The 24,244-nt window shown below is 68.9% G+C and carries 18 protein-coding genes and 1 pseudogene; 10 read left to right on the top strand and 9 right to left on the bottom strand.

All coding sequences use genetic code 11. The features are described from left to right. Positions 1 to 137: 137 nt before the first annotated feature. The 6 genes and pseudogenes from DKT68_RS32560 to DKT68_RS19730 all read left to right on the top strand — a co-directional run. Positions 138 to 182 (top strand): annotated as a pseudogene (locus DKT68_RS32560) (hypothetical protein); the annotation flags it as partial. Between the two features lie 184 nt (positions 183 to 366). Further along, positions 367 to 891, top strand: a complete 525-nt coding sequence (locus DKT68_RS19705) for a SigE family RNA polymerase sigma factor (RefSeq protein ID WP_109818874.1) — start codon at positions 367 to 369, stop codon at positions 889 to 891. Then, complete coding sequence (locus DKT68_RS19710) at positions 884 to 2,161, top strand: WD40/YVTN/BNR-like repeat-containing protein (RefSeq protein ID WP_109818875.1); 1,278 nt, start codon at positions 884 to 886, stop codon at positions 2,159 to 2,161. The genes DKT68_RS19705 and DKT68_RS19710 overlap by 8 nt, the downstream gene beginning before the upstream one ends. Before the next feature lie 241 nt (positions 2,162 to 2,402). Further along, complete coding sequence (locus tag DKT68_RS19715) at positions 2,403 to 2,927, top strand: SigE family RNA polymerase sigma factor (RefSeq protein WP_109818876.1); 525 nt, start codon at positions 2,403 to 2,405, stop codon at positions 2,925 to 2,927. After that, complete coding sequence (locus DKT68_RS19720) at positions 2,924 to 4,216, top strand: hypothetical protein (RefSeq protein ID WP_161556684.1); 1,293 nt, start codon at positions 2,924 to 2,926, stop codon at positions 4,214 to 4,216. Before DKT68_RS19715 ends, DKT68_RS19720 begins: the two co-directional genes overlap by 4 nt. Positions 4,217 to 4,633: 417 nt before the next feature. After that, a complete protein-coding gene (locus DKT68_RS19730; protein WP_236646977.1) occupies positions 4,634 to 5,104 on the top strand; it encodes a uridine kinase family protein in 471 nt (156 codons plus the stop codon). Here the strand turns inward: DKT68_RS19730 and DKT68_RS19735 are convergent. The 4 genes from DKT68_RS19735 to DKT68_RS19755 all read right to left on the bottom strand — a co-directional run bounded on the left by DKT68_RS19735 (position 5,099) and on the right by DKT68_RS19755 (position 8,281). Beyond that, complete coding sequence (locus DKT68_RS19735) at positions 5,099 to 5,833, bottom strand: hypothetical protein (RefSeq protein WP_146218402.1); 735 nt, start codon at positions 5,831 to 5,833, stop codon at positions 5,099 to 5,101. The genes DKT68_RS19730 and DKT68_RS19735 overlap by 6 nt on opposite strands. An 845-nt stretch (positions 5,834 to 6,678) precedes the next feature. Continuing rightward, positions 6,679 to 7,245 carry a YceI family protein gene (locus DKT68_RS19745; protein WP_109818879.1) on the bottom strand — a complete coding sequence of 189 codons (567 nt, stop codon included), beginning with the start codon at positions 7,243 to 7,245 and terminating at the stop codon, positions 6,679 to 6,681. Then, the gene (locus DKT68_RS19750; protein ID WP_109818880.1) at positions 7,242 to 7,832 is read right to left on the bottom strand and encodes a dihydrofolate reductase family protein; all 591 of its coding nucleotides are present in this window, start codon (positions 7,830 to 7,832) and stop codon (positions 7,242 to 7,244) included. The genes DKT68_RS19745 and DKT68_RS19750 overlap by 4 nt, the downstream gene beginning before the upstream one ends. Positions 7,833 to 7,834: 2 nt before the next feature. After that, positions 7,835 to 8,281, bottom strand: coding sequence for a VOC family protein (locus DKT68_RS19755; protein WP_236646978.1), 447 nt, complete (start codon positions 8,279 to 8,281; stop codon positions 7,835 to 7,837). Positions 8,282 to 8,341: 60 nt separating this feature from the next. On the opposite strand from DKT68_RS19755, the gene DKT68_RS19760 reads away from it, so the two are divergent. After that, complete coding sequence (locus DKT68_RS19760; protein WP_109818882.1) at positions 8,342 to 9,493, top strand: helix-turn-helix transcriptional regulator; 1,152 nt, start codon at positions 8,342 to 8,344, stop codon at positions 9,491 to 9,493. A 357-nt stretch (positions 9,494 to 9,850) separates the two neighbouring features. On the opposite strand, the gene DKT68_RS19765 is transcribed toward DKT68_RS19760, so the two are convergent. After that, positions 9,851 to 11,116 (bottom strand): prolyl oligopeptidase family serine peptidase, encoded by a 1,266-nt coding sequence (locus DKT68_RS19765; protein WP_109818883.1) that lies wholly within the window; start codon positions 11,114 to 11,116, stop codon positions 9,851 to 9,853. Between the two features lie 467 nt (positions 11,117 to 11,583). Here DKT68_RS19765 and DKT68_RS19770 point away from each other — a divergent pair, with 467 nt between their 5' ends. Then, positions 11,584 to 14,769: a penicillin acylase family protein gene (locus tag DKT68_RS19770; protein WP_109818884.1), complete on the top strand. Its 3,186-nt coding sequence runs from the start codon at positions 11,584 to 11,586 to the stop codon at positions 14,767 to 14,769. Positions 14,770 to 14,847: 78 nt separating this feature from the next. Here DKT68_RS19770 and DKT68_RS19775 read toward each other — a convergent pair whose 3' ends face one another. Both DKT68_RS19775 and msrA read right to left on the bottom strand, forming a co-directional pair. Beyond that, positions 14,848 to 15,504: a TetR/AcrR family transcriptional regulator gene (locus DKT68_RS19775; protein WP_109818885.1), complete on the bottom strand. Its 657-nt coding sequence runs from the start codon at positions 15,502 to 15,504 to the stop codon at positions 14,848 to 14,850. A 311-nt stretch (positions 15,505 to 15,815) separates the two neighbouring features. Then, positions 15,816 to 16,322, bottom strand: a complete 507-nt coding sequence (msrA, locus tag DKT68_RS19780) for a peptide-methionine (S)-S-oxide reductase MsrA (protein ID WP_109818886.1) — start codon at positions 16,320 to 16,322, stop codon at positions 15,816 to 15,818. A gap of 467 nt (positions 16,323 to 16,789) precedes the next feature. On the opposite strand from msrA, the gene DKT68_RS19785 reads away from it, so the two are divergent. Then, the gene (locus tag DKT68_RS19785; protein ID WP_109818887.1) at positions 16,790 to 17,707 is read left to right on the top strand and encodes an NADP-dependent oxidoreductase; all 918 of its coding nucleotides are present in this window, start codon (positions 16,790 to 16,792) and stop codon (positions 17,705 to 17,707) included. Between the two features lie 130 nt (positions 17,708 to 17,837). Here DKT68_RS19785 and DKT68_RS32090 read toward each other — a convergent pair whose 3' ends face one another. Beyond that, positions 17,838 to 20,258 (bottom strand): malectin domain-containing carbohydrate-binding protein, encoded by a 2,421-nt coding sequence (locus DKT68_RS32090; protein ID WP_236646988.1) that lies wholly within the window; start codon positions 20,256 to 20,258, stop codon positions 17,838 to 17,840. A 4-nt stretch (positions 20,259 to 20,262) separates the two neighbouring features. Then, the gene (locus DKT68_RS32095; RefSeq protein ID WP_236646979.1) at positions 20,263 to 24,018 is read right to left on the bottom strand and encodes a S8 family serine peptidase; all 3,756 of its coding nucleotides are present in this window, start codon (positions 24,016 to 24,018) and stop codon (positions 20,263 to 20,265) included. Between the two features lie 35 nt (positions 24,019 to 24,053). Here DKT68_RS32095 and DKT68_RS19795 point away from each other — a divergent pair, with 35 nt between their 5' ends. Continuing rightward, positions 24,054 to 24,236 (top strand): hypothetical protein, encoded by a 183-nt coding sequence (locus tag DKT68_RS19795; RefSeq protein ID WP_109818888.1) that lies wholly within the window; start codon positions 24,054 to 24,056, stop codon positions 24,234 to 24,236. Positions 24,237 to 24,244: the final 8 nt, after the last annotated feature.

The following is a 24,244-nucleotide window of genomic DNA, read 5'->3' on the forward strand; positions in this document are numbered from 1 at the left end:
TCACCTTCCCCCCGGTGCGTCTCTTCGGCATCTCCGTGCTGACGTCGGCGGGAGTGGTAGGCGCAGTGATCGGGCTGTCCGCCCGAACCGCGCTCGGCAACGCGTTCGCCGGCATCCAGGTCGCCTTCGCCGACGGGATGCACGTCGGCGACGTGCTGGTGGTCGACGGCGAATGGGGCCGAGTCGAAGAGGTGAAGCTGACCAACGTGGTGATCCGGCTCTGGGACGAGCGGATGCTCATCCTGCTGCAACATCATCCAGCTGTGCCGGATCGAGGGCAGGCGACAGGCCAACGGCATCGGGTGCAGCGGATGGGCCGAGTCGCACGTGACAGTGACGAGACCCCGCCCGACACCGAGGACCGACATGACCGTAGGGCACCGACCGGGGGCACCCGGTGCACCACCGCCACTGGAGTTCACAAGCTTCTACGAAGCGCACTTCCACCGCTTGGCCGTGCAGCTCTACGCGTACCTGGGGGACCACGCCGAGGCGCAGGACCTCACCCAGGAAGCGTTCTGCCGGGTGCTGGAGCGGTGGGACCGCATCAGCACGTACGACGACCCGTCCGCCTGGGTGCGGCGCGTCGCCTGGAACCTGGCCGCCAGCCGGCTGCGCCGGGTGCGCACCGCCGTCCGGCACCTCGCCCGGCAGCGGGAGGAGCACGTACCCGGCCCGGAACCTGACCGGGTGGCGCTCACCGCCGCGCTGGCCGCCCTGCCCGCGAACCAGCGCCGGGCCGTCGTCCTGCACCACCTGGCCCAGCTCAGCGTCGCCGAGATCGCCGACCATCTGGGCGCGCCCGAGGGCACGGTCCGGTCCTGGCTCAGCCGGGGCCGGGCGGCGCTGGCCAGCCACCTCACCGACCGGCAGGAGGCCCACCATGCGTGAGACCGACCTGGACGACGTGTTCGCCGAGTTCGAGCGACAGACCGCGCCGACCTTCCGCCCGCCCGGCCTCGCGGCAGCGGGACGCCGGGTCCGGGAGCGCCGCGTCCGCCGGCGTGGCCTGCTGGCCGGCGTGGCGGCTCTGTTGCTGGTCGGCCCCGGTGGCGCGTACGCGCTGGCCGGGCGCAACGACGACGGCAACCCGCCGACCCCGGCACCGAGCCCCACCGCGTCGCAGCCCGACGACCGACCCGCGCCGGTGCAGCGGAGGACGGTGACGGTGCCCGGAGTCCCCGGCGAGCTCCGCCAGCTCAAGTTCGTCGACGCCAGGCACGGCTGGGCGTTCTTCGACACCTGCGACCCCGAAGACGTCGGGTCCACCGACTGCCGGCGTGACCTCGCACGCACGGCCGACGGCGGTGTCACGTGGCGGAGGACGGCGCTCCCGGCGGTGGTGAACGAGCCGACAACGCCGGGCGGCCTGGGTTTGCTGCCCGTGGACGACCAGCAGCTCACTGTCACCAACGGCATCCGGTACCTGGTCACCACGGATGGCGGCGCATCCTTCACCGAACACCCGATCGACGCCCCGCCGCGGGTGACTCGGCTGGCCGTCGCGAGCCGCGACGGTTACCTGCTGCGCTGCCCGGGCGATGACGGGATGTCGAAGCGCTCCTCGTGCACCCGTCAGCAGCTGGTCCGGGTCGACGGGGTGGCGGTCCCGGCGCAACCGCCGGTCGACCTGACGAGGAACGCGGGCAAGTGGCTCATCGAGGGTGGCGACGACCGGCTGTGGGTGGCCGTCCGCAACGGCGACAGGATGACCGTCGCGGTCAGCGACGACCGGGCGGTCACCTGGCGGACGCTGCCCGCGGTGGCGGGCGCCGCGGGCCTGCTGGTCTCTCCCGACGGCACCGATGCCTGGCTGGTCGGTATGAATCCGGAGGGCGGGTCCAGCGCGGCGAGCTCGAGACGGGTGTGGGCGTTGACGGGCAACCGCTGGCAGGAGCAGCCCGGCCTGCCCGACGAAACCTTCGCGGCCGTCGCCGCGAACGACGGGGTGTTGGCGGTGACCGGCGTCCACGGCGGTGGCGGTTACTGGGTCGACGGGCGGTACGTCGACGAGCCCGCCCTCGGTGGGCGGCGGCGGGACGGCGGTGAGGCCTTCATCGTGCGGGTGCTCCCAGACGACACCATCGCCATGGAGTACCCGACGGGAACATTCCTCGGCACCGGCTCCGGCGTCGACCGCTCCTGGTCGCGGGTCTCCTGAGCCGCTGCTGACACGCGGCCGGTTCATCACACGGGGGTGATGAACCGGCACGCGTCGTTGGTGGGTTCGGGCGCGCCGGTGGAAGAGCCAGCCGGCCAGAACGGTCAACAGGCAGAGGCCAGGCCTTCCTCAGCCGCACATTCGACGGCGGCACCGTCAGCGCGATGAAGTTCTGTCGGGGACCGGTAAACCCTGAGGCCGGGTGCGGTGTCTTGGTAACCGACGGGGACCTGGAGGGCAGATGCGAGATTCGCGTGGTGCGGAGTTCGACGATTTCGTTCGTGCGAGATCGGTGGCCCTGTTGCGGGTTGCCTATCTGCTGACGGGTGATCGGCACGCGGCGGAAGACCTGCTTCAGGAGGTGTTGGAGCAGGTGTACGTGCGCTGGCGTCAGGTGCGGACCACGCCGGAGGGCTACGCCAGGCGGGCGTTGGTCAACCGGGCCGCCAACCGGTGGCGGCGGCGCGCCCGGCGGCCTGAACAGACGCTGGGCGACATGGACCGCGTCGAACAGGACCACGCCGATGACGTGGCGCTCCGCGGGGCGGTCATTGCGGCGCTGCTTACTCTGCCGCCTCGGCAGCGTGCCGCGGTCGTTCTCCGATACCTGGAGGACCTGTCCGTCGCCGACGTCGCCGCCGCGCTCGCCTGTTCCGAAGGCGCGGTGAAAAGCCAGGCGTCGCGGGGCCTCGCTCGTCTGCGGGAGGCGTTCGCCGGATCCGACCTCGTCATGTCCTTCGCCAACATCTCCCGGAGCTCGCGATGACTATGCATGACAGTGACGTGCGCGCCATCCTGCACCGCGCGACGGATCATGTGACCGGCCCTCCGGGCCTTCTCGACGAGGTGCGCCGAGGTGGGCGACGCCGGATCATGCGTCGCCGGGCCGTCCTGGCCGTCGCTCTCGCCGTTGTCGTGGCGGCCCCTGTGGTCGGCGCACTCCAATTCCCTGGTACCAGGGACCGGGGCGAGGTCGCCTCGCCGATCTTCGGCCAACCGACACGTGGAGACCTGGCTGGCGACAAGGGTTACCTGCGGCAGGTCCGCGAGAGGTGGCTGCGCCGCTTCGAAGAAAACGCTCTGGACGAAGGTCTGCGCGGCGAGCCGCACGTGGTCTGGGCGGGACGTACGCCGGCCGGCCCCGCCGCCTACGTTGCCCAACGCACCGCCAACAATCCGGTGGTGAGTGATCCGCAGGGCGACCGCATGGTCGCGGTGGCGGCGTTCGTCGAGCCCACCGCCGACGGGCCACGTGTCATGGCCCCGGAATCGGTTACCGACGCCGGCACCCACGGCAACTCGCAGGCCGCCCTGCTGGGTCCCGATCGAAACGTGCTGCTCGTGCTCGACGCCGGAGCGCCGGTGGAGTTCTCGCCGGAATTGCGGTACACGGCCGACGGCAGGATCGACCGCACCTTCCAGCCGGTCGCGTTCCGGGATGGCGCCGCCGTACTGCAGGTGCCGCCGCAGCGCACGAAGATCACGGTCGCTCTCGCCAGGACACCGGTCAGCATGGCAAACCAGGTCCACATCACCAATGCCACGGACATTCTCTTCCCGGACGGCGAGGACCTGCCGCAACCGACCTTCAGCCACACGCTGGCCGGTGCGGAAGAAGTGTGGGGAGACAAGGACGTCTCTGAGGTGCCGGCATTCGACGCCTACTACGACGCGGGCGGTGCCCACACCCATGACAGATCCCCCCTCCTGTACATCAAAGGTGCCACCCCGGACGGCCGACGGCTGCTGCTCCAAACCATTCAGTACGACGACGACCCGGCCCGCGTGATCGTGCTACTCGCACGCGACAACGGTCCCTTCACGGTTGCGGCCAGCGGGTTGGTGGACTGGAAAGCGCCACTGCCGGTGCAGCTGCGGCTGCCCGACGAGCAGGGCATCCTGGTCGCCGCCGAGGGCGCAGCGCTCAACTATCGGATCGGCGCCGGGAAATGGCACGACGCCGGCCGAGACGCAGCCCTGCTACCCGACAACGCCACCGAGGTCCGCGTCACCCCCGCCAACGGCAACGCCAGCACCATGACCACCGCGCCCTAACCGCCGGGCCACCCAACGGGCAGATCGCAGCCCGCAACGTCGATCCACGTCACAACCACGCGCTACGGCCGCGACCCCTCCGCTGGCGATGACCGCAGGCAAGGGCCTGCCGGGATTGCGCGATTCTCCCAGTGGGCGGAGACGACGGTCCCCCTGGGCTTTGGGACTGCCTGTCCCCAGTTGAACAGGTCGTCGAGCCATTGCGGGTCGTCGAGGGTAAACGGGGCACCGTGGCCCCTAGCTAGGTAGAACACCAATGAAACAAGTAGCCGAGATCAGTGCTTTGTTGATGCATTGCTTCTCAGTTCTCCCACACCCTTTCGGGTGGCTCAGCGCCGCATCATCAGCAGGCGTTGGGGGTACGGGCGGTCGATGCGCTTACATCCCGGTGAGACCGAAGCTGTTGGCTGGCGGCTGGTGACCGTGTTCGACGCCGTCCGGCAGCTACGCGATGCATCACCGGACGTCACCGGACGTCCGCGGGTGATCGCGATCGATGGCCGGGGTGGTGCAGGCAAGACGACTCTGGCTGAGAGGCTGCGCAAGGTGGAGCCCAACTCCGCCATCGTGCACACCGACGACGTTGCCTGGAACCACGCCTATTTCGACTGGGGCGACGTACTCGCCGAGAACATCCTGCAACCCCTGCATCGAGGGAAGCCGGTGGACTTCCGTCCCGATGCCTGGGTCAGTCACGATCGAGCCGGATCGATCACCGTCCCTGCCGGCGCTGACTTCGTCTGGGTCGAGGGCACCGGCATCATCCGGGAAGAACTTGGCCCGTGGTTGGACGCCTCCGTGTACATGCAGGGCGATCCTGATGAACAAGAGCGCTTGCTGGTCGCTCGCGACGGCGAACCCGAGTTCGCTCCGCGCGGGCGGCTATGAGCCAGGTTCTCGGAACGCGGAGATGGCATGGTCACGGTGGACCGCCTCGACGGGAAGCAGGGTGAGCGCCGCGGCGACGACGAGCCCGAGCTGGATGCCGCCGATCGTGGCGGAGTCCGCCGCGATGCCAGGCAGGTAGGGCAGGCTGCCGGCGAGGGCCAGCAGCGACGCCGTCGCGCCGACCTTGCGGCCCACCCTGGCCAGCGTGCTCGGTGACCGCTCGGCGGAATTCTCTTGGCGTACGGCGGCCCAGGTTCCCCGCGCGACATCCGCCACCAGTGTGGCGACCTCGGTGCGGACCTGCTGGTACGCGTCCACGCCCGGCTCGTGTAGCAGCCGGGTCCGCAGGACGCCAAGCCGCGCGGCGAGGTCACCCGCCCGCTGCTCGGCCTCCGCCACGACTGCCCGGCCGAGGCCGAGGTGCCGGGCGGTTGCCGGCAGTTCCTGCTCGATGGAGGTGATCAGGACGTTCATCCAGCGGATGAAGTTCCGGCGGTAGCGTGGATGCCGGTTGGTAGGGGCCGCTCCCTGCAGCGCGTCAACGAGCAGCAACAGGCGGACGGCGGCGAGTTGGGATGGCAGCAGGAACCCACCCCGCCGCATCGCGAGCGGCACGAAGAGACGCTCCCGGAGCGTGATCAACCCGGCGAGCCGGACGACGGTCAGAGCCGCGGTGGCTGCTGCCGCAGCGAGCGCCGGCTGGACGGTGCTGCGCGCGCGCCCAGTCAAGGAGGTCCCGCCACGGCGCGAACACCCACCAACCGGCCAGGAGCACGGCGGCTGCCAGGACGACGAGCCCGAGCTGGATTACCGTCACCGCATGCTGCTGGCGGCCGTACACGACCGCGATGCAGGCCAGCAGCACGGCGTACAGAATGGCGCTCGCCGCCCGCTCAGCGGCCAGGTCGTCCGTGGTCACCGAGACAAGGACCCAGGCCGGAACGCCGTGGCAGACCAGCGCCGTCAGGGCGCGAGCGCCGGTGTACACGTGCCACCATCTCGACCCCTCCGCCGCCACCCGCTGCGCCGCGAACTGCAGGAGCACCGGCCGCAACAACGCTCGGGTCTCCTCAGCTAGATCTACAAAATTGCTAGCTCTCGAACGGCGTCCTGATAGGACAACCGGACGTCGACAAGCGTCCGGGACAGCCAACGACGCCGGTACGTGGCGCGCAGCCAACTGGACGGCGATGCGAAGCTCGGCACGTTTCACCTTGTATCGCACCGTGTCCACCCTGCCGCACCGGCGCGCTTGCGGTTTCTCGGGACTGACGACGTGGGTACCGGTCGCCCATGAGCAAACCGGCCGCCTGGCCAGCGTGATCCACGGCCCGAACGTCGCCGGCGCCGCTCAGCCACCACCGCCGCCCAGATCTGCCAAGGTCAGGTATTCAGATCTGGCACCCCTCTGTGTCACGGGGGTAATGGTGCCGTCGGGTTCGATCTGAAGGATCCGGGCGTGTGGGACGGCCAGCAGGATGGGGGAGTGGGTGGCGATGACGAACTGTGCGCCGGCCCGCGCGTCGCCGACGTGGGTGTTGTGTGCCCAGACCACCGCTTTCGCGCTGTCAGGGTCAGGATTCGAGCACGGCCTGGATGTCCAGCTGGATGGTGATCTTGTCGCCGACGACGATCTTCTGGCCTTCGCCAGCGCCGGCGCCGACGCCGTAGTCCGATCGCCGGATCGTCGTGGTTGCCGAGATCCCGATCCGTTGCTCGCCCTGCAACCCGGTCTCGTCGAGGCCGAGGAACTCGACTTCCATGGCGACGTCGCGCGTGATGCTCCGGATCGTCAGCTTTCCAGGCAGTTCGAGCAGCCCGTCGTGCACGGTGAGGCCGGTGCTCTCGAAGGTCATATCAGGATGGCGGTCGACGTCGAAGAAGTTGACGGACCGTAGGTCGTCGTCGCGCATTCGGTTTGCGGTGTTTACCGAGCGCATGGAGATCGTCGCGGTGGCGGAGCAGTCGGTTGGCTCTTTGGTGGTCGTCACGTGACCGGTGAATTCCTCGAAGGTTCCGCGGACCTTGCCCATCAGGTGGCGAACCGAGAACCCGATGGAACTATGCGCCGGATCGATGGTCCAGGTGCCCACGGGGACCCTGACGTCGAGAGCGTCGATTGTCAGCGATGCGGCAGTCATGGCTGCTTCCCTTCTTGATGGACTATGCGGTAACGCAGGTGTGTGGCGTTGCGGCCTTCGAGCCGGCGGACGAGCTCCAGTTCGATGTGGCCGTGCCCGGTTGGCTCGAACAGCCGCCGTCCGTCACCCAGCAGTACGGGGACGAGGTGCAGTTCGAGTTCGTCGAGCTGGTCGGCTGCCAGCAACGCCTGCGCCGCACTCGCGCCGTGGACCATCACGGCTCGATCTCCCGCTGCTTCTCGGGCCTCGGTGGCACACGCGTTGACGTCGGTGTAGTACTTCGCGCTGCCCGGTAGCTCGTCGGCCGGGTCGATGTGGTGTGTGAGCACGTGGATCGGCACTCCGTCGTGGTGGTTGCCCTGCCATCGACCGGCCAGCTCGAACGTGCGGCGTCCGGATATCACGGCCCCGGTCAACATGGCCTCGGCGTACACCTGCCCGTTGATCCCTTCGGACATCCGGTCGTCGAGCCAGTTGAACAGCCGTCCTCCGTTGCGGCCGAGTTCCTGGCCCGGCCGGTCGTCCGGCCCGGCGATGTACCCGTCGACCGACATGGACATGTAAAGCCGGAGTGGTGTCCTACCCATCGTCAATCCCCTTCCTTTGGCCAGTCGGCGGCGGTGATGCCGTCGGTGTGGCCTGCGGGCCACTGGACGAGTTCGATCCGGCGACCGTCCGGGTCGGCGATGAACGTCGTCTTCAGGCCATCATCGCTTTCCTGCCCCGGGGCGACCGGCTCGATCCCGTGGTCGGCCAGCACGTCGAGCGTGTCGGCCATCGACTCGACCTGCACGACGAAGTGACTTACGTCGGTGCCACGGTCGACCGGGTTGCCGTCGTGAACCAGCTCGACGGTGACGAACTCATCGTCGGGGAGCTTGAGCATGATCAGATGCCCGATCGACGTCTCGGGCACGCTACCGACGACCTCGTAGCCGATAGCTGTGTAGAACGCCAGCGACCGCCCGAGATTGGTCACCCGTAATCCGACGTGCAACGTTCTCATCCCAGTACCTCCATTGCGTGCATCGATCATGCTGCGACCTGGGTTCTCGCGGCTATCCCACATTTCTGGGGGGTTGGGCTAGGTTGAGGCATGGCCACCGCCCAGCCAGTGCGCGACCGGCTCCGTGACACCATCTCGCGGCTGGTCCACCGCGGGCTTGGTGTGGAGGACTACTGGCGCGCGGTGAGCGATGCGCTGGATGGCGCGGTGCCGTCGGAGGGCTCCTGCCTGATGACGATGGACCCGGCCACCCTGCTGCCGACCGCGGAGTTCGTCGAGAACGGGATGCCCGCGCACGCGATCAGCCGGCTCGTTGAGATCGAGTTACGCGAACCCGACTACACCAAGTGGGTCGACATGGCGCGAGCGGGCAGAACCGCAGCGAGCCTCAGCGACGCCACAGCGGGCGAGCTCGACCTCAGCCGGCGTCACCGGGAGGTCCGACGCCCCGGGGGCTACTCCGACGAACTCCGAGTCGTCCTGTCCAGCAGCACCGGCACTTGGGGCGCGCTCACCGTGTTCCGCGAAGAGGATCGCCCGTACTTCTCGCCCTCTGAGGTACGGCTCGTCACATCGCTGACCGGTTTGATCTCGGAGGGGCTGCGCCGGTCGCTGCTACTGGACGACGCCTGCGCCGACCGCCACGACACCGGAATGCTCGTCCTGGATCCCGATGACGGCGTCGACCTCGCCAATCAGGTGGCCGAGAAATGGATCGACGAACTTGGCATCGGCACAAGAGCAGGCACAACGCTCCCACTGGTGATCCGTGCGGTCGCCAGACAGGCCCGTGCCATCGGCGGCCGGGGGGAGGGGCAAGGGGACGAAGCGAGCACGAGACTAGCCAGAGCGCGCGTGCGCACCAGGGCAGGGCGTTGGGTGATAGTCCGGGCATCGCTATTGGGTGAGGGCACGACGGCACCGGTCGCGGTCCTGCTCGAAGCAGCTCGCCCGGCGGAGATGGCACCATTGCTGGCCGACGTGTACGGCCTCACCCCCCAGGAGCGACGGGTCACCGAATGTGTCGCACAAGGCCTGCCGACCAGAGAGATCGCCAACCAGCTTCGGATGTCGACCTACACCGTCCAGGACCATCTGAAATCGATCTTCTCTAAGACTGGCACCGGCACCCGCGGCGACCTCGTCGCCCGCCTGTTCTTCGATCAGCGTGCCATGCAACTAACAGCTCCGCCGGCAATTCCAGACCAGTTGCGCGGCGTTTCGGTAACGGCACGTCTCTAACGTCTTGTCATGCCGCTGACAGGGCGTGGCTGCAGGTCGTGCGTCCGAGTGGCAATCTCAGACAATGGCAAGGAGTACCCCCTGGTCCTGGGCGGCGGCTGAGCGGTAGAAGCGGCAGAGGTCGGCGAAGGCGCGCGAGGAAGCTGTCGAAGTCGTCGACGCCGCGAACCCACCCATCCGGGTAAATGCCGGCGGCCGCTAGAGCGTCTGCGTCGAAGCGGGCGCGCCGGAACCGGCCGCTCAGGCCCGGAGTGGTCACGACGATTCGGGCAGTCCCGGCGCCACGTGGCGGGCCTGACGAGACCTGAATGGGGCGCTGACCGCCGCGCGAGAGTCAGCGTATGCGGACACGGCGGATCACCGACGACGGCGGGCCATCCACTGCCAGATGTGGGTGCCGTTGCGGCTCGGGTCGTTGCGGGCCACGTAGATCCAGGACCAGTGACCGGGGAACTGGTAGCCGTTCCAGACGACATGGTCGTACAGGGTGATCAGTGATCCCGGGATGAGGTCGTGGGCGTGGATCGTGTTGGTCTCGGGTGGCACGGTGTCGTCGTCGCGCGAGGTGACCAGCCAGGTTGGCGTGTGAATCTTCGCCAGCTCCGCGTCGGTGATCAGCGGCGGGCCCTCCCCGCCGAGCGGCTCGATAACGCCGCAGATCGGTACCGACGCGGCGAACAGGTCGGGATAAGCAACGGTCATCTCCAGGGACATGTAGCCGCCGTTGCTGCAACCGGCCACGTAGATCCGGTCGGGGTCCACACGCTTGCGGCGTACGAGGTCCTGGACGATCTCGCGGATCAGCGGGGCGAACCGGGGGCCGTCCTCCATCCAGTAGGAGGTGCTCTGCGGGGCGACGACGTACGCGCCGGAGAAGATCCGTTGAGCCTCCGGGGTGGCGAAGCCCAGCGCGCCGCGGTTGGCGCGCAGCGTGGTCTCGTTGTCGTAGTAGTCGTCGGGCAGTGAGGCACCCTCGCCGCCGCCGTGCAGCCAGAGGATCAGCGGCAGCCGACCGTGGCGGGGCGAACGCTCCGGGGAGTACAACCGGTACTTCAGGCCCGAGCCCGAGACGTGGTGGGTGAAGGCGTCCACCTCGGGGTTCGACAGCCGCCCCTGCACGAAGCGCGTGATGGTGACCGGCGGGCCGTGGCGCCGGGCGAGCGGGGTGTTCTGCCTGATGGTGTAGACGAGGTCCAGCCGGACGTTGCGGCCCCTGCTCACGATGTAGCCGAGGGTGCCACCGCCGAGTTGACCTTCGGCGTGGCTCAGCTCCAGGACGATGTTTCCGTGCCGGTCGAGCCGGGCCGCGGTCACCGTGCGGTCCAGGTCGTACTCGCTGAAGATCAGATCGCCGGGAGCGATCGGGATCGGGCTGGTGGCCTTGGCATGCACGGTGAACGTGCCGGGGGTGAGCCCGGCGGTGTCGATCGGCCCGAGCCGGCTGGTGTCGAGGGTGACCGAGGTGACCTGCTCACCGCCGTCGAGCGTTCTCGCGTCGAGGGTGAAGCTCACGCTGGTGGGGTGGTGGCCACCGGCGTGGGCGGCGGGGCCGGGCAGCGCCAGGCCGATGGCGGCACCGGCGCCACCGGCCAGGACGCTGCGGCGAGTGACAGACGTGGACATGCGAGCCCCCGTACCTTGCGATGTAGATGTTCATCGATGACCTTCAACCTAGCGCCGCAGAGATCCGCGGGCAAGCGGTGCCGCCAGGGGTGATCAGTGCGCCCGAGGTTGTCATATCCGCCCATCAAATCGGGATGGGCGACTTGCTTCGGCATGCGCGAGGCCAGCCATCAATACGTCATCGACGACGCTGGACACGACCGAGCCGCGATCGCCTCGGAAACCTGCAGGGTGACCGAGCCACCCACCGTTCCCGTTCCCGATGCGAAAGACGGCGAAACGTCGGCATTGGCGCGTGGTGAACGACGGGTATCCCGGACGGCGGTCCTGCGTCGATCATTGCCCAGAGATAGACATGAGTCACTCTCACCTTCGGGTGGAACGCCCGGGCGCGGAGGGCGAGACGTCGGCACCGGAAGCCGGGCGTGACCGAACAAAGCCCGACTCCGCGTCCCCGGAGGATCGCCATGCCCCGTCCCGCTCTCCGTACCCGGCTCGCGGCGCTCACCGCCGCCGCCCTGACCGCGAGCGTCCTGACGGTGACCCCGCCGTCACCGGCGCTGGCCGCCAGCACGTTCGCCGCCAACGACTACTGCCTCGGCCAGTGCGCCGACATCCTGCCCCCCGGCCAGAACGGCAACGCCACGCTGGTCGCCATCCTGGCGCACCAGGCGCTCGGCACCCGCCCGGCGCACTCCAGCGACCAGCTCGACGAGTACGCGAACCTGGTCTACAACTACGCCGGGCTGACCGACGAGCAGATCGCCCACTTCTACAACGACGCCTCGTTCGGCGTCCCGGCCGCGCAGGTCGAGAGCACCGTCTCGCCGCGCGCGGACGTCACCATCGTGCGCGACAAGGCCACCGGCGTCCCGCACGTCACCGGCACCACCCGCGCCGGCACGATGTTCGGCGCCGGCTACGCCGGGGCCCAGGACCGGCTCTGGGTGATGGACCTGCTGCGGCACGCCGGTCGCGGCACGCTCACCTCGTTCGCCGGCGGCGCGCCGGGCAACCGTGAGCTGGAGCAGAGCATCTGGGCAAACTCGCCCTACTCCGAGGCAGACCTGCAGGCCCAGGTGGACGCGCTGCGCCTCAAGGGCACCCGGGGCCAGCAGCTCTACACCGACGTGGTCGACTACATCGCCGGCATCAACGCCTACATCGACACGTCGATCGCCGAGGACAACTACCCGGGTGAGTACGTGCTCGCGGGCGCCGGCAAGCCGAAGCACTTCACCATGACCGACCTCATCGCCACCGCCGGCGTCGTCGGCGGGCTCTTCGGCGGGGGCGGCGGCAGCGAGATCCAGTCCGCGCTGGTCCGGGTGGCCGCCCGCGCCAAGTACGGCGCCACCGAGGGCGACCGGGTCTGGGCGGCGTTCCGCTCGCAGAACGACCCGGAGACCGTGCTCACCCTGCACGACGGGCAGAGCTTCCCGTACGGGGCGACGCCGCCGGGCGCGACCAGCGCGGTGCTCCCCGACGCTGGCTCGGTGCTCGCCGAGCCCCTCGCCTACGACGCCAGCGGCGGGGCCGCCGCCCGCACCGGCGCCAGCACCGCCACCCAGGGGCTGCTCGGCGGCCTGGCCAACCTGCGCGCGCACGGCATGTCCAACGCGGTCGTGGTCTCCGGACGGCACACCACCACCGGCAACCCGATCGCCGTGTTCGGGCCGCAGACCGGCTACTTCGCGCCGCAGTTGCTGATGCTCCAGGAACTCCAGGGGCCGGGGATCAGCGCTCGCGGCGCGGCGTTCGCCGGGCTGAACCTCTACGTGCTGCTCGGCCGGGGCCAGGACTACGCGTGGAGCGCGACCTCCGCCTCCCAGGACCTCACCGATACGTACGCGGTGCCGCTGTGCACCACCGACGGCAGCGCCCCGACGCTGCACACCAACCGCTACCTCTACCACGGGCAGTGCCTCGCCATGGAGGCGCTGGAGCAGCGCAACTCCTGGTCGCCAACGCTGGCCGACTCCACCCCGGCCGGCTCGTACACGCTGCGGGCGCTGCGCACCAAGTACGGGCTGGTGGCCTACCGGGGCCTGGTGAACGGGCAGCCGACCGCGTTCACCAAGCTGCGCTCGACCTACCGGCACGAGGCTGACTCGGCGATCGGCTTCCAGGCCTACAACGACCCGTCCGCGATGGGCAGTGCCGCGGCCTTCCAGGCGTCCGCGACCAACGTCGGGTACGCGTTCAACTGGTTCTACGTCAACTCGACCGAGGCGGCGTACTTCAACTCCGGCTCGAACCCGGTCCGTCCGCCCACCGCCGACCCGAACCTACCCACAAGGGCCGATCCGGCGTACGAGTGGGCCGGCTGGAACCCGGACACCAACGACGCCACCTACACCCCGGCGTTAGCGCATCCGCAGTCGGTCAACCAGGACTACTACATCAGCTGGAACAACAAGCAGGCGCGGGACTTCGGGGCCGCGGACGGCAACTTCAGCTTCGGCTCCGTACACCGGGGTCAGCTGCTCGACGGCCCGGTGCGCGCCGCGATCGCCCAGCGCAAGCTCGGCCGCGCCGACGTCGTCAAGATTATGGCGGACGCGGCGGTGACCGACCTGCGCGGCCAGCAGGTTCTCGGCGACCTGCTGCGGGTGCTGGACAGCACGCCGGTCACGGATCCGGCGCTGGCCGACGCGGTGGGCAAGCTGCGTGCCTGGCAGCAGGCCGGGGCCCGCCGTGTGGAGACGTCCCCCGGCTCCAAGGTCTACCAGCACGCCGACGCCATCCGGATCTTCGACGCCTGGTGGCCGCTGCTGGCCTCGGCGCAGTTCCGCCCCGGCCTCGGGCCGGACCTTTACGCCGCGCTGGTCGACGCCATCGAGGTGAACGAGGCGCCGTCGGGCGGCCAGAACGGGGGACGCGACGGCGCCGCGAGCTGGGCGTTGCAGGGGCAGGCGCACAAGGGCTCGTCGTTCCAGTACGGCTGGTGGGGCTACGTCGACAAGGACCTGCGCACCGTGCTCGGCGACCCGGTGGCCGGTGGGCTGGGCCGCGCGTACTGCGGCGACGGCAACCTCGGCGCGTGCCGGCAGTCCCTGCTCGACACGCTCGGCCAGGCCGCCGCGGTGCCGGCCACCACGGTCTACCCCGGAGACAAGTCCTGCGGGGCCGGCGACCAGTGGTGCGCCGACTCGATCGCCCAATCCGGGCTCGGCGGCATCACCCATCCGCTGATCGCCTGGCAGAACCGCCCCACCTACCAGCAGGTCGTCTCATTCCCGGCGCGTCGGGGCGACGACGTCACCAACCTGGCGCAGGGTCGTCCGACCACCGCGTCGAGCACCCAGTTCCTGACCAGCTACACCCCGGACAAGGCGGTCGACGGCAGTCTCGGCAGCCGGTGGGCCAGCAGTTACAACGACAACCAGTGGATCCGGGTCGACCTCGGCGCGGCCCGGAGCGTCAGCCGGGTGGTGCTGCGCTGGGAGGCCGCGTACGGCACCTCGTACCGGGTCGAGGTCTCCGGCGACGGCAGTTCCTGGACGCCGGTGTTCACCACCACTACCGGCAACGGCGGCGTCGACAACGCCACCTTCGCCCCGGTCACCGCCCGCTACGTGCGGGTGTACGGGGTCAAGCGGGCCACCTCGTACGGGTTCTCGCTCTACGAATTCGAGCTGTACGGAAAGTGACCTTGCCCGGAGGGGTTGGCGGGAATCACTCGCCAGCCCCTCCGATGCGCGGTGCGTCGCGGCCGAGGCGGGGCCCAGTTAACGGGTCGGCTCCTCGGACGGCTGTACGAGGAACGATTTGATGTGTTCCAGCGCCATGTCCAATGCGACTTCCATGGGTGCGACGTCGTGCGCGGCGTTTGCCAGCAGGTAGCCGCCCTGCAAAGCGGCCATCAATCCCGTGGCCAACTTCTCCGGGTCGGCATCCTGGCGCAGTAGCCCGCCGTCGCGCATCCGGTGCAGGCCATCACTGATCAGCCTTTCCCATGCCGCGAACGTCTCCGACAGGGCAGATCGAGCCTGCTCATCCTGATCAGACAGTTCGAGAGTCATCGACCCGAGGCCGCACCCGTATTTGCCGTTGTTCAGCGAGTTGGCCTGGACCAGAGCGTTACGCCACCGGACGAGTCCTGAGAACGATCTCAGTCGTTCGAGCCCTGCGCGTTCACGCTGAAGCACAAGCGCGCCTCGATATCTGACCAAGGCGCGCACGAGTTCCTGCTTGTCGGCGAAGTGGTGGTAGAGCTGAGACTTGCTCGTCTGGCTTGCCTCGCGGATGTCGTCAAGGGTCGTCGCGTTCACTCCGCGCACGAGCATCAGCCGGTTCGCTGCCTCGAGGATCCGGTCTCGCGTTGCGATGCCCCGTTGACTGATCCTCCGCCTATTCGTCGGCGCAGCCACCTGCTCCTCGCTCATCTGTCAAGTGTATCCAGCGCACCAGATTGTCCAGGGGGAACGGGACCTTGGAGTCCATCCGGCGTCATGGCGTTTCACGTGATTGGTTAGGACACACGTACGCGCCGTCGGATCGGTGAACGGCTACCACCATCGCTGCATCATCGTTAGTGCGAGCTTGCCTGGACCATGTGGTCCTAAGCACCCAAGTGGGCCACGCGTCGTGATCGGCCCTTCGGCGAGAGCCCGCACCCATCCGGCGGGACCACTCGTTCGGGCGGGCCACCTCGGCCCGGACCGGCGCGCGGACCCGGGTCCGCGCGCCGGAGGTGTCAGGCCGTCGCCCGCTTCGGAAGCTTCCACCCGGGGCGGGGGAAGTGGCAGGTGTATCCGTCGGGGTAGGTCTGCAGGTAGTTCTGGTGCTCAGGCTCGGCTTCCCAGAAGTCGCCTGCCGCGGTGACCTCGGTGACGACCTTGCCGGGCCACAGACCCGAGGCGTCGACGTCGGCGATGGTGTCCTCGGCGACCCGCTTCTGCTCGTCGTTGGTGTAGAAGATCGCCGAGCGGTAGCTGATGCCGATGTCGTTACCTTGGCGGTTCTTGGTCGAAGGGTCGTGGATCTGGAAGAAGAACTCGAGCAGCGCGCGGAAGTCGGTCTTGTCGGTGTCGTAGACGACCTCGATCGACTCCGCGTGGGTGCCGTGGTTGCGGTAGGTGGCGTTCGGGACGTCGCCACCGCTGTAGCCGACGCGCGTGGACACCACGCCGGGTTGGCGGCGGAACAACTCCTCCATGCCCCAGAAACAGCCGCCGGCGAGGATTGCCTTCTCGGTGTTCACGTCGTCTCCTTGTCTGTCGTCGTGCCAGCCCAACTGGACACGCAGGTGCAGACACTCTCTGGGTCGGCTATATTCCCGCAGCCTTCACCTTACCTGGACCCCGGAGTCCAGAAGGCATGTCTAGGCGGTGGCATGCGCCTGCCCCTGCTGATGAGGCAGAACTGGCACTTCCCCCTGGCCACAGCAGCAACCACGTGACCGAATAGTGGACTTGACAGACCAGTTTTACCGTAGCTAGGTTCGGGATGTCCGGCGGGGTGCCTCCGGTAGCGACGAGGTGCCCGACTTGCCCGTCGGCGTCGAGTTCGACAGACGTCCCCGCCACTCTCGGCGACATCCTCGCGCCCCAACCGCTACCGATCAGCGTGGTGTGGCACGGCGCCGAGGCTTGGCGTCGCCAATGCTGGGAAACGGAAATGTGCTCCTCGTGCCAGTGCAGACGAGGGCTGGATACAAGGAGGTATCTGATGAAGGCGATCGTGGTGACGGACGAGGCTGCGGGAACGGCCGGAATGACGCTGATGGAGCGGCCTGAGCCGGAACCGGCCCTCAACGACGTCGTCGTTCAGGTTCATGCGTCGGGCTTCGTCCCGACCGAGTTGGCGTGGCCCTCGACCTGGACCGATCGCCTCGGCCGTGACCGGACGCCGTCGATCCCTGGGCACGAGTTGGCCGGAGTGGTCAGCGCTCTGGGGTATGGCACGACGGGGCTGTCGGTGGGGCAGCGGGTGTTCGGCCTCACGGATTGGACCCGCGACGGCACCCTGGCGGAGTATGTGGCCGTCGAGGCGCGCAACCTTGCGCCGCTGCCCGGCGACGTCGACTTCGCGGTGGGCGCGAGCCTGCCGATCTCTGGCCTGACCGCCTGGCAGGGACTGTTCGACCACGGCCGCCTTCGGACGGGGCAGAGCGTCCTCGTGCACGGCGCGGCCGGCGCAGTGGGGTCGATGGTGACGCAGCTCGCACGTGAGTTCGGCGCCTACGTCATCGGCACCGGACGCGCTGCCGACCGTCAGGCCGCGCTCGACTTCGGCGCACACGAGTTCGTCGACCTCGGCAGCGAGGCCCTGGAAGACGTCGGCGGAGTCGATCTGGTTTTCGACGTCATCGGCGGTGACATCGGGAAGCGGTCGGCAGGCCTGATTCGAGCCGGAGGAACACTGGTTTCCGTTGTCGGGCCGTCCGAGGCGCGGCCCGCGGACGGCCTGGCGATAGATTTCGTCGTGATGCCTGATCGCATCCAACTGGGTGAAATCGTACAGAGGGTGCGGGACGGGCGACTGCGGACGAACATCGGCAACGTCGCAGACCTCGACGACGCCGTCGCCGCTCTCAACCCAACCAAGCGGATCACCGGAAAGACGATCATCCGCGCCCGCTCCTGAGGATTCGGGGGCAGCCACCAGGCGCGTGAGTACGGTCTGAAACCACAAACTCGACAGCAGTGGTCAGAGCCTCCACGGCGAAACTTTCCGTGGAGGCTCTGACCACTTGTTGGCGAATCGGTTGGCTAAGTCAGAGGCGCGGGTCCTGCTGGACCTTCAGGGCGTTGAGGATCGGGTCGCTCTCGCCGATCTCGCGGCGAAGCTCGACCTTCAGATCGCCACCGGTGTGCTCGACGGTGACCGTGTTCACGTCCGCGGTCAGCGCACCCACCTTCGCCTGCACGTCGTGGTCGTGGAGCACGGCTTTGCCGTCGACCAGCACATCGAAGGCACGCTTGCCGACCTTGACCTTCTCGATCTCGGCGAAGTCGAGGCCGATCCGGTACGTCCCGGCGGGGGCGTTCTTGAACACGTAGCTGAACGTCTCGCCGGTCCGCTGGGTGCGGAACAGCGCGTCGTCCTCGGTGCCGGCGATGTCGGCCTTGGTGGCACGCGCCTTGCCGCCGACGTAGCCCCACGGCCGCGAGCCGACCTCCTGGTCGGGCGACCAGACGAAGCCGTCGGTACCGACGTGCCCGGACCCGCCGACGTCGACGCCCTTCCAGTAGGCCGAGGTCGCCAGGCGGACCGGCTTGAGCTGGGCCTCGCCCTTGCCGGCGTTCGACGCCACGAGCACGTCCCCGACGAGCACGCCGGGCTCGACGTCGGCGTTGTCGGCCGTCGCCGTGACCGTGGTGGACTCGCCGCCCGCGAGCGTGACCGTGCCGGTTGCGGCCGCGCCCGTGAGGGTCAGCCACGGAAGGTCGGCGGCCTCGTGCCCACCGTCGCTGGTGCGCTTCTGCTCGCTGATCCGCACCTCGAGCGGCGCGGAGCCGGTGTTGGTCACCGTCATGTCGCCCGTCGCCTTCTGGTCCGGGCCGACGAGCCAGTCGAGGTCGCCTCCGGTGACGGTGGCGACGCCCGTGGTCAACGCCGTGTCGACCACCTCGGCCTGATCCTTCTTGGCGATGGTCACGGGGTGGCTGGCGGTGACGTAGTTCGGCGCCTCGACCTGCACGGTGTTCTCGCCGACCAGCGCCTGAGCCTTCCACCGGCCCTTGGCGTCGGCGGTGATGACCCGCTCACCGTTCGGCCCCTTGAGCGTGACGATCGCGCCCTCGATCGGCTTGCCGTCGTTCTTGTCGGTGACCGTGCCCTCGATCGTTCCCGCGGCCGGGAGCGTGTACTCCAGCGCCAGGCCGGCCTTCAGGACGGGCTGGTCGAAGGAGTACTGGCTCGCGGGGTTGCGCGTGAGGCTCTCCACGCCGACGGTCGCCGACGACCCTCGGGTGAGCGGGTTGTCGCCGCCGACGCCGTCGCCGTACCCGATCTGGATACGTCCGTCAGCGATCAGGGTGACCGAGAAGCTCACGCGAGCCGTCCGGTCGTTGTAGAAGGCGGCGTTGCGCCACTCGATGACCTCAGCGGCCAGGCCGTCCACCTCGGTGGTGCCGAAGTAGATGCCCGCCTCGTCGTCGACGACCAGGTCGTCCCAGAGCGGATAGATCGCGTCGAACGCGTATGGCGACGGCAGCTCCGTGTTGTTCCCCACGGCGCTGGCCTGGTCGAAGATCAGCTGGCCGTTCGTCGTCACGCACACGCCGTCCCAGGCCGTGTCGTAGAACGGGAACAGGAAGCTGGAGTCGAACCACAGCACGCCGCAGACGTCATCGCCGTGCCACCCGGACTCCTCCGTGCCCTGGCGGTAGAGCCCGTCGGTCACCTTCATCGAGTACGAGCGACCGGCGGGGGCCACCGGCACGGGGCCCGGCTCCGGCTGCTCGGGCTGGGGCTCCGGCTCCGCGGTGTCTGCGCGTGGGTCGAGCGTCACCCGCAGCGCGGCAATGGTCGGGGCCTGTAGGCCCTTCGAGCCCCGCAGCTCCACGGTCAGCGGACCGCCCTCGTGCTTCACGACGGCGGTGCGCCAGTCGGCGGCGTTCGGCCCCACGGCCGCGGCCGCGTCGTACGCGTAGTCCGTCAGCGTGCCGTCCACGAGGACGTCGAACACCCGCTTGCCCTTGGCCACCTTCTCGATCTCGGCGAACCCGAAGTCGATCGTGTAGGTGCCCTTGGGCGCGTCGGGGAAGCGGTAGAACAGCTCCTTCTGCGGCGTGGTGCGCTGCGACTGGAACAGGGCGTCGTCCGTCGTGCCTGCGATCCCGGCCTTCGTGGAGGCGACCTTCGTCTTCCCCTCGTAGCCCCACTTTCCGTTGCCGGCGGCCTGGTCGGCGGACCAGGTGTAGCCGGAGCCGTCGGTGAACGAAGGGCCGCCGGTGTTGACGCCGACCTGGTACTTCGTGGTGGTGAGCGTCACGGGGACGTAGGTCTTGGATTGGCGTCCGGAGTCGGACCGGACCACGATGTTCGCGCCGACGACTCCTGGCTTGGCGTCCTTCGAGGAGATCGAGACCTTGACGGTCGTCGACTCGCCCGGGGCAAGGGTGCCGCCGGTCGAGGAGAGCGACAGCCACGGCAGGTCGGTGAGCAGGTCGTCCTCGACGTCGACCAGCACGACGTCATCGGCGACCTGGTCCGCCGCCCACAGCGCCCCGGTCGAGTCGGTTTCGAGGCCGCCGCCCTGGGTCGCCTTCTGGCCCGGGAACCACCACGCGTTGACCAGCGAGCAGTCGGCGGGGTCGACCTGCAGCAGGCGGGTGGGCCTGTTCGAGGTGAGGTCGGTGTACCAGACGGTGTTGGACGCCTGGTTGTAGGCCAGGCCCATGACCTCGGGCAGCGGCGGCGCGCAGAACGACAGCAGTGCACCCGTGCGACGTCCCGGCGACGGTTCCGATCATGCCGTTCGCCCGGCCACCGACGTAGAACACGTCCTCCGTCGGGTTGTAGGCGAGTCCGGTCAGCTGCAACGTGGACCAGTCACCCTTGATCTGCCGGGTCTCCTTCCCGGTTTTCCGGTCGAAGCAGTGGATGTAGCTGGCCGGGCTGTCCTCCATCTGGCACATGTCACCGGTCTTGGTGTCGAGCGCCATGTCGAACGCCCGGTACGTGGGGTTCCACGACGCGTCGAAGACCTTCCCGGTCGGCTTGCCCGTCACCGTGTAGGCGGTGTTGGTCCGCGCGTTGTAGTCGTGGACCCAGACGTCGCCGTCGAACCCGATGCCGGTGGGCTCCTTTTCCGCGATCGTGCCCGGGATGGGGATCCGGGTGATGACATCCCCGCCGGAGGTCGGGCCGACCTTGCCGGCCGCCTGTGCTTCCGCCTTGGTCGCCGTCGCAGCCTTGCCGTCGGCGTTCGACGGCTTCATGCCGCTCGCACCGGCCTTCCACGCGGTGAGGTCGATCGTGCTGTTCGCACCCTTCCCGGTGCGCGCGGTGGCGCCGGCGGCGTCAAGGTCGGGGTGGCGCGCGGCCTCGCCCAGGTTGTACGTGAGTGGGGCGGAACCGTTGTTGGTCAGCGTCAGCGAGCCCACGCCGTTCTGGTCGGTACCCAACAGCGCGTCGAGGCCGTCGGCCTTCAGGCCGGCGACACCCGTGGTCAGACGCGCGTCGATCTTGGCATTCGCGTAGAGCTTGTCGAGGGAGAAGGGGTATGCCGCGGTCGTGTAGTTCGGCGCGTCGACCGTCATGGTGTAGTCGCCGACCGGAAGCTGGCGATGCACGATGCCCGTTCCGTTGGTCGTGACGGTCTCGACGAGCCCATCCTTGTTCGTGAACGAGACCTTAGCCCCGGCCACCGGCAGCCCGTCGTTCTTGTCGACGACGGTCGCGTCGAGGTACCCGAAGTCAGGCATGTCGTAGGTGACGATCATTCCGTCGCGCAGCACCGGGGCGCTGTCGGAGAACCGGATGCCGTCGACGCCGGCCCAGCCCTGGATGCCGCTGATGGCGTGCGCGCCGGCGGTCACCGGGTCGTCGGTCCCGATGCCGTCGCCGTACCCGAAGATCACGGTGCCCGAGCGGGTGAGCGTGGCCGAATAGCTGACCGGCTCCGTGTACTCCGACCGGGTCGGATAGGCCCAGAGCTTGGCGTTGCGGAACTCGACGACGAACGCGTCCTCGCCGTTGACCTTGGTGGCTGCCGTGAAGACGCCCCCGCCGGGGGCGAACTCGACGGGGGTCTGGACGTAGAACGGGAAGATGCCCGCACCGCCGCTGCCGGGTCCGGTGCCCTCGTCCGGGGTGATCACGCCGCGCAGGCTGATACCGAGGGTGTCGTGGCTGCCGTTGTAGAGCGCGACCGGGAACGGCAGCTTCACCGTCGCCCACACGCCGCTCGGGAACGCGACCGGGTCGGCGCCTCGCAGGTACTCGCCGTCGGAGACGGCGCAGCTGTAGCCGCCCTTGTCGACGACGAGCCCGACCGGGATCTCGCGCGACTCGTTCTGCGCGCCGACGGTCAGCGGGACCGTCGTGGGCGAGAAACAGGCGTTGGGCTTGACGGTCAGCGTGTACCCGCCCTCGGGGACAGCGCTGATCGTGAACGCACCGTCGGCATCCGTGCGTACCGGCTTCAGCGGCGTGTCCTTGACGGAGACGTCGGCGTTCGGGACGGGCCGTTTCTTGTCGTCGACGACCCTGCCGCTGATGTCGTGCTTCGCGGCGGCCGTGAGCGGCAGCTTGACGGAGGTGTCCTGGCCGAGGGAGATCGTGACGTTGGTGGTCGCGGTCAGGTAACCGAAGACCTTGGTGCTGAGCTGGTAGTCGCCGACCGGGAGGTTCGTGGTGAACCGGCCGTCCTTGTCGGTTCCGATCGACCGGCTGAACGGACCGCTGATCGTCACCTCGGCGGCGGGGACCGGGGCGCCGTTGGCGGTGACGACACCGGTGAGGGTGCCGCCCTTGCGGGGCGCGAGCTCGAGCAGGCGGACGAGGTCGAGCCGGCCCTCGCCGTACTTGTTGTTGACCTCGGCGGTGCCGCCGCACTCGGTGTCGTCGACGTCGACGGCCGACTCGCCGAGCAGGCGGCGGGTCTCCTCGACCTGCCCGACGAGGGTCGGGTCGTAGCTCCACAGCGCCGCGACGGCGCCGGCGACGTGGGGGGCCGCCATCGAGGTGCCGGACATCTCGGTGTAGCTGTTGCCCGGGTAGGACGACCGGACGGCGACGCCCGGAGCGGAGACCTCGGGCTTGATCCGGCCACCTTCACCCTCGCCCTTGCGCGAGAACGACGCGAGCGTGCCGTCCGACCCGTAGGCGCCGACGGAGTAGGCACTCTCGGCGGAGCCGGGCGAGGAGACGGTGTCGCAGGCCGCGTACGGCGTGGTGTTGCCCGATGACCAGACGCTGAAGATGCCCGCGGCGCTCCAGGCCTCGTCGATGGCCCGGAAGAAGTCGTCGAAGCTGTGCTCGACGGTTTGGCCCCACGAGTTGTTGATGACGTGGGGGCGCTTGGACGGGTCAGGGCTGTTCCCGTGGACGTCGGTCGGGGCGAGCAGCCACCAGCCGGACTGGAGCAGCGACTCGACGCCGGTGCTGTCGCAGCAGCCGTTCGTCGCGATCCACTGCGCGTCCGGGGCGACGCCGACGTGGTTGGTGCCGTCGTCGCCGACCATGGTGCCCATGGTGTGCGTGCCGTGTCCGTTGTCGTCGCACGGTGTGCCCGTGCACGTGCCCCGGGTGGCCATCCAGTTGTAGTTGTGGTCGATGGTGCCGTCGGGCTTCGTGCCGCGGTACTGATGCACCAGGGCGGGGTGGTCGAACTGGACGCCCGAGTCGAGGTTGGACACGGTGATGCCCGCACCGGTGGCGCCCATGGCCCACGCCTGGGGGGCGTGGATGGCGTCCAGACCCCACGAGACGGTGCCTGCCTCGGCGGCGGCCTTCGGGGCGGTGGGGCGGGCAGCCTGGTCAGCAGGGATCTTCTCGTCCACGGGCTCGACCAGCGCGACCTGCGGCGTCGCGTGGATCTCGGCGACCTGCGCCATTGAGGCCACGTCGAGGGCGAGCTTCTCGTTGCCCCCCTTGACGAGCACTGTGTTGGCGATCGGGTAGGAGGTGTACTTGACGCCTGCCCGGTCGAGTTCGGTGGAGACGGATGCCAGGGAGTCCTTCGCCGCCGCGGTCAGCGCGTCGTAGACGAACTGACCACGAGCGGTCCAGTCGGCGATCTTCTTCGCCGGCCCGAGGTCGGCAGCGGTCTCGAACGTGATCCAGAAGTCGGAAGCCGGAGAGGTGCGGAAGCGGTCCTTCAGGCTTAAGGCGATCTTGTTGGCGGCGGGGCCGGGATCCGGCTCAGCGGCAGACGCCGGTGGAGCCTGGATCATGCTCAGGCCGACCGCTGCGGCGAGCGAAGCCGCGAGGGCTTTGAGTCTCATGAGAGTCCTTCGACCTACAGGGGTTGGTAGGGGTCGTGGTTTTTGTGGTCGTCGGCACCGTCAACGTCACGGGCGTCGGGGGCGCCGACGTCCGGCTCGCGGGGCAGCTCGGATGGTGGCGGGTGCTCGACGGCGTCGTCGTCACCCGCGACAGGTCGCTCAGGCATGCATTGCCCAACGGCTATGAATCATCCAGTCATGCTCGGCGGGACGAGTGACCGTCGCT

It is taken from the genome of Micromonospora acroterricola (assembly GCF_003172955.1).
Taxonomy (GTDB): Bacteria; Actinomycetota; Actinomycetes; order Mycobacteriales; family Micromonosporaceae; genus Micromonospora; species Micromonospora acroterricola.

Bases quoted from the DNA above. Each gene is read 5' to 3' on its own strand.
- DKT68_RS19705 (WP_109818874.1), top strand. From the start codon at position 367: ATGACCGTAGGGCACCGACCGGGGGCACCCGGTGCACCACCGCCACTG.
- DKT68_RS19710 (WP_109818875.1), top strand. From the start codon at position 884: ATGCGTGAGACCGACCTGGACGACGTGTTCGCCGAGTTCGAGCGACAG.
- DKT68_RS19715 (WP_109818876.1), top strand. From the start codon at position 2,403: ATGCGAGATTCGCGTGGTGCGGAGTTCGACGATTTCGTTCGTGCGAGA.
- DKT68_RS19720 (WP_161556684.1), top strand. From the start codon at position 2,924: ATGACTATGCATGACAGTGACGTGCGCGCCATCCTGCACCGCGCGACG.
- DKT68_RS19745 (WP_109818879.1), bottom strand. From the start codon at position 7,245: ATGACTGCCGCATCGCTGACAATCGACGCTCTCGACGTCAGGGTCCCC.
- DKT68_RS19750 (WP_109818880.1), bottom strand. From the start codon at position 7,832: ATGGGTAGGACACCACTCCGGCTTTACATGTCCATGTCGGTCGACGGG.
- DKT68_RS19755 (WP_236646978.1), bottom strand. From the start codon at position 8,281: ATGATCGATGCACGCAATGGAGGTACTGGGATGAGAACGTTGCACGTC.
- DKT68_RS19760 (WP_109818882.1), top strand. From the start codon at position 8,342: ATGGCCACCGCCCAGCCAGTGCGCGACCGGCTCCGTGACACCATCTCG.
- DKT68_RS19765 (WP_109818883.1), bottom strand. From the start codon at position 11,116: ATGTCCACGTCTGTCACTCGCCGCAGCGTCCTGGCCGGTGGCGCCGGT.
- DKT68_RS19770 (WP_109818884.1), top strand. From the start codon at position 11,584: ATGCCCCGTCCCGCTCTCCGTACCCGGCTCGCGGCGCTCACCGCCGCC.
- DKT68_RS19775 (WP_109818885.1), bottom strand. From the start codon at position 15,504: ATGAGCGAGGAGCAGGTGGCTGCGCCGACGAATAGGCGGAGGATCAGT.
- DKT68_RS19785 (WP_109818887.1), top strand. From the start codon at position 16,790: ATGAAGGCGATCGTGGTGACGGACGAGGCTGCGGGAACGGCCGGAATG.
- DKT68_RS32095 (WP_236646979.1), bottom strand. From the start codon at position 24,018: ATGAGACTCAAAGCCCTCGCGGCTTCGCTCGCCGCAGCGGTCGGCCTG.